Origin of the sequence: Actinosynnema sp. NPDC023658, from assembly GCF_040639995.1 — a bacterium.
In the GTDB taxonomy this organism is placed as follows: Bacteria; Actinomycetota; Actinomycetes; order Mycobacteriales; family Pseudonocardiaceae; genus Actinosynnema.
Genome location: NZ_JBFAAX010000471.1, coordinates 1 through 4,555 on the forward strand (window position 1 = coordinate 1; position 4,555 = coordinate 4,555).

At 70.8% G+C, this 4,555-nt stretch carries 4 protein-coding genes and 1 pseudogene; 1 reads left to right on the top strand and 4 read right to left on the bottom strand.

Annotation, left to right across the window (positions count from 1 at the left end; genetic code table 11):
- The 4 genes and pseudogenes from AB0G02_RS29145 to AB0G02_RS29160 form a co-directional block, all read right to left on the bottom strand.
- Positions 1-192: pseudogene (locus tag AB0G02_RS29145) on the bottom strand (glycogen debranching protein); the annotation flags it as partial.
- Between the two features lie 14 nt (positions 193-206).
- On the bottom strand, positions 207-1,022 hold the full coding sequence (locus tag AB0G02_RS29150; protein ID WP_360800040.1) for a carbohydrate ABC transporter permease: 816 nt from the start codon (positions 1,020-1,022) through the stop codon (positions 207-209).
- The gene (locus AB0G02_RS29155; protein WP_360800042.1) at positions 1,019-1,903 is read right to left on the bottom strand and encodes a sugar ABC transporter permease; all 885 of its coding nucleotides are present in this window, start codon (positions 1,901-1,903) and stop codon (positions 1,019-1,021) included. Before AB0G02_RS29155 ends, AB0G02_RS29150 begins: the two co-directional genes overlap by 4 nt.
- Positions 1,903-3,132: an extracellular solute-binding protein gene (locus AB0G02_RS29160; RefSeq protein WP_360800045.1), complete on the bottom strand. Its 1,230-nt coding sequence runs from the start codon at positions 3,130-3,132 to the stop codon at positions 1,903-1,905. Before AB0G02_RS29160 ends, AB0G02_RS29155 begins: the two co-directional genes overlap by 1 nt.
- Before the next feature lie 439 nt (positions 3,133-3,571).
- Here AB0G02_RS29160 and AB0G02_RS29165 point away from each other — a divergent pair.
- Positions 3,572-4,555 (top strand): PHB depolymerase family esterase (locus tag AB0G02_RS29165; RefSeq protein WP_360800048.1); only part of this gene is annotated, 984 nt, incomplete at its 3' end.

Genomic DNA, 4,555 nt, shown 5'->3' on the forward strand with positions numbered 1-4,555 from the left:
GCGCGCGGTCACCTCGGCGGGGACGCGGGCGCCGTCGAGCACCGGGACCAGGCGCAGCACCGCGTGCATCCCGTGCCGGTGCGACACGAGGTGCAGGTCGTCGGCGTAGGTGGCCTGCGCCACGACCGGGGAGATGCCGAACCACGAGCCGCGGTGGCTGAACGGGATTTCCCGCACGGAGAAGTCGTCCACGGACGTCCCTTCGATCAGTCCTTGACCGCACCCGCGGTGATGCCGGCCGCGACGAACCGCTGGGCCAGCACGAGCAGGACGGCGGTGGGCACGGAGGCGACCACGGCGGTCGCCATGATCGCGTTCCACTCCTGGTTGTTGTTGCCGATGTAGCGGTAGATCCCGAGGGTCAGCGGCTTGAGCGCGCCCCCGCTGTCCAGGGTCGCGGCGAACACGAAGTCCGACCACGCCCACAGGAAGGCGAACAGCGCCGCGGTGACGACCCCGTTGCGCGAAGCGGGCAGCACGATCGACCAGAACGCGCGCAGCGGCCCCGCCCCGTCGATCCGCGCCGCCTGCACCAGCTCGTCGGGCACCGAGGACATGAACGCGGTGAGGATCAGCACCGCGAACGGGACGGAAACCGTGGAGTCGGCGAAGATCAGGCCCCACACGGTGTTGGTGATCCCGAGGGCGACGTAGATGCCGTAGAACCCCAGCGCCATGATGATGCCCGGGATCATCTGCGCGACCAGCAGCGCGAACTCCAGCGGCCGTCGACCGCGCGGGCGCAGCTTCGCCAGGGCGTACGCGGCGGGCGCGGCGAGGGTCAGCGTCAGCACGACGGTGCCGGACGCGACCAGCAGGCTGGTCCCGAAGTACGGCAGCTGCTCGCCCAGCACCCGGGCGTAGCCGTCGAACGTGGGCTTGACCGGGAACAGGTCCGGTGGCGACCGGCGCATCCGCTCCGGCGGGGTCAGCGAGACGTTGACCATCCAGTAGACGGGGAACAGCATCACCGCGGTGAACAGCACGCCCAGGGCGGTGCGCCAGGGTGGCCGCCGGATCACGCCGGCTCCTGGTGCCGCTGGTACCGGGCGTAGAGCAGGCCGCCGACCACGGCGAGCAGGATCAGCACGTTGCCCACGGCCGCGCTGGGCCCGAACCGGGGCAGCATGGAGCCGAAGCCGAGCTCGTAGGACCAGGTGGCCAGCGTCGCGGACGAGCCGCTCGGCCCGCCGCGGGTCATGATCCAGATGATGTCGAACACCTTCAGCGTGTAGACCAGCCCCAGCAGCAGCGTCACCGCGGACACCGGGCGCAGGACGGGGAACGTGATGTGCCGGAACGTCTGCCACGCGCTCGCGCCGTCCAGCGCGGACGCCTCGTAGACCTCGCCCGGGATGTTCTTCAGACCGCTGTAGAGCAGGACGAGGTTGAACGGGACGCCGATCCAGATGTTCGCGATCGTCACCGACAGCAGCGACCGGTCCGGCGAGGTCAGCCAGTCCACGGGTGCGGCGCCGAAGAACCCCAGCACGGCGTTGACGACACCGGCCTCGCTGTTGAGCATCCACGCCCACGTGGACGCGGAGACGATCAGCGGCAGCAGCCACGGCACCAGGAACAGCGCGCGCAGGGTCGCCGAGAGGGTGAAGTCCCGGGCGAAGAACACGGCCAGCGCCAGCCCGAGCGCGTACTGGAACACCAGCGACGCCACGGTGAACACGACCGTGTTGACCAGGGCGTTCCCGAAGTTCGGGTCCGCGAACACGGTGGCGTAGTTGTCCAGGCCCACCAGCTCCGCGCCGCCGTGGACGAACGTCCGGACGGTGTAGTGGCGGATGCTCAGGTCGATGTTCGTCAGGAGCGGGTAGGCGTAGCAGAGCAGCAGGTAGGCGAGCAGCGGCAGCAGGAACGCCCAGGCGACCAGCTGCCTCCGCAGCGCCACTACTTGCTCGAGGACGCGGCGGCTTGGGCTGCCGCGAGCGCGTCCTGCGACGACTTCGACCCGGTGAGCACCGCCTGGACCGCCGTCCACAGCGGCTGGGAGATCCGGGGGTACTTCGTGCCGAGGCCGTCACCGGTCCGGCCCTTGGCGGCCTGCACGGCGTCCACCCACACCTGGAGGTCGGGCTGCGCGGCGACCTGCCGCTGCTGCACCGACGACACGGCCGAGACGTAGGTCAGCGCCGTGTCGGTGGCGAGCAGGTTGTCCGACCCGACCAGGCAGTTGGCGATCTTCGCCGCCGTCTTCTCGCTGTCCGGCTCGCGCTGCGCGGGCACGGTGACGAACTCGCCGCCGGTCGGCGCGGGGGCGACGCCGCCCGTGCGGGCCGGGATGGCCAGCACGCCGTACTCGAAGCCGGCCTTCTTCGCGTTCTGCAACTGCCACGTGCCGTTCTCGGTGAACGCGAACTCGCCTGCGGCGAACTCCTGCCAGCTGGTGGTCTGCGTGTTGTTGATGACGGAGTTCGGCGCGTAGCCCTTGTCCAACCACGACTTCCACAGGTCGACCGCCGCCGCGGCCTCGGGCGAGGACAGCTCGGTCAGCTTTGCGCCCGCTCCCCAGAACCAGGGCAGGAACTGGAAGCTGCCCTCCTCCGTGCCGATGGCGGAGAAGGTGATGCCCTTCTTGCCCGAGGCGACGACCTTGGCCAGCGCCGCGTCCAGGGAGGCCCAGTCGGTGATCGAGGCCGGGTCGACGCCGGCGGCCGACAGCACCGCCTTGTTGTAGTACAGCGCGAGGGTGTTCGCGCCGATCGGCACGCCGTAGGTCTGCCCGTCGACCTGCCCCGCGGCCACCAGGTTGGGCGAGGCCTGCGACGCGTCCAGGCCGGTGTCCTGGTTGGACTTCACCACGCCCGCCTCGACCATCGTGGACACCACGGGGTTGTCCACCACCAGCACGTTCGGCGCGGTCCCCTGCTGGGCCGCCAGCAGCACCTTGTTCGTCAGGTCGGTCGTGTCGTACGCCTGGCGCTCGATCTCGACCCCGGCCTCGGCGCCGCACTTCTCGATCATCTTGACCCACTCGGAGCCCTGGTCGAACTGCGGGTACGGGTCCCACAGGGAGTAGGTGCCGGTGGTGCCGCCGGATTGCTGGGCGGAGCAGCCGGCCGCGGCCAGCACCGCGACCACCACCGTGGTGATGCGGCGGGTGAACGGTGAACGCTTCATCGCGTCGGCCCCTCCCAAAGGCGGCACTCGAACCGGTTCGACAGATCAGGCTGGGTCAACATAGCGGCGTCGTGCCGGGTAAGCAACAGGTCTGACGAGGCCGTCGTGCGCACGCCGTCGAACCGGTTGACGCGGTCCGCGCGAACCGGTGGGTCCGGACCGGTCCGCGACGCCCTGACCAGCGCCTGACGTCGTCCGCGCTGCCGGTGCCGCAGCGGTCCGGGCACGACCCGATCCGCACGCCGGAGGTGGACCCGTCCGCACCGCCCCGCCGGGTCGCCGGAACCGTCGGGCGGCGAGCGTGGCAGAAATCTGACATTGCCCGCCGCTCGACCCGTGGCTAGGTTGCCGGAAGGGTCGGTGACCCGCGACCTGTGTCCCGGGACCGCCCGATGAACGCGCACGCCAGGCCGGTTCCCCGCGCACCAAGGAGTCATCGATGAGACGGATCTCGCGCGCCCTGGCGGCCCTGGCGCTGCTCCTGCCGCTGGTGGTCGGCACGACGCTGGTGACGGCCGGCCCGGCTTCGGCCGCCGCGCTGACCAGGGTCACCAGCTTCGGCACGAACCCCACCAACCTCAACATGTACGTCTACGCCCCCGACAACGTCGCGCCGCAGCCCGCGCTGCTGGTCCTCGTCCACTACTGCGGCGGGTCGGCCGGCGCGATCTTCAACGGCAACGGCCACGACTTCGTGACCGCCGCCGACCGCTACGGGTACGTCATCGTCGTCCCCGAGGCCACCCGCGAGGGGCACTGCTTCGACGTGTCGACGAAGGCGGGGCTGACCCGCTACGGCGGCAGCGACTCGACCGGCATCATGTCGATGGTCTCCTGGGCGCGGCAGCGCTACAACGTGGACCCGGCGCGCATCGTGGTCAGCGGGTTCTCCTCCGGCGCGATGATGACCAACGTGCTGGCCGCCCAGTACCCCGACGTCTTCTCGGCCGGTTCGGCGTACTCCGGTGTCCCGGCCGGGTGCTTCGCGACCAGCGACGGCTCGCTGTGGAACAGCCAGTGCTCCGGCGGCAACGTCAGCAGGTCGGCGCAGGACTGGGGCAACCTGGTCCGGTCGTGGTACCCCGGTTACACCGGGACCTACCCGCGGATGCAGTTCTGGCACGGCACCACGGACACCACCCTCGCCTACCCCAACTTCGGCGAGGAGATCAAGCAGTGGACCAACCTCCGCGGGCTGAGCCAGACGCCGGCCTCCACCGACAGCCCGCAGTCGAGCTGGACGCGCACCAGGTACGGCGACACGGGCACCCGGGCCACCGTCGAGGGCATCAGCATCTCGGGCACGGGCCACACGCTGCCGCAGGCCGGGATGCTGGCGTACGCGATCGCGTTCCTCGGCCTGGACGGCGGGACCGGTGGCGGCGCGAAGACCGGCCCGCTGCGCGCGGTGGCGGCCGGCAGG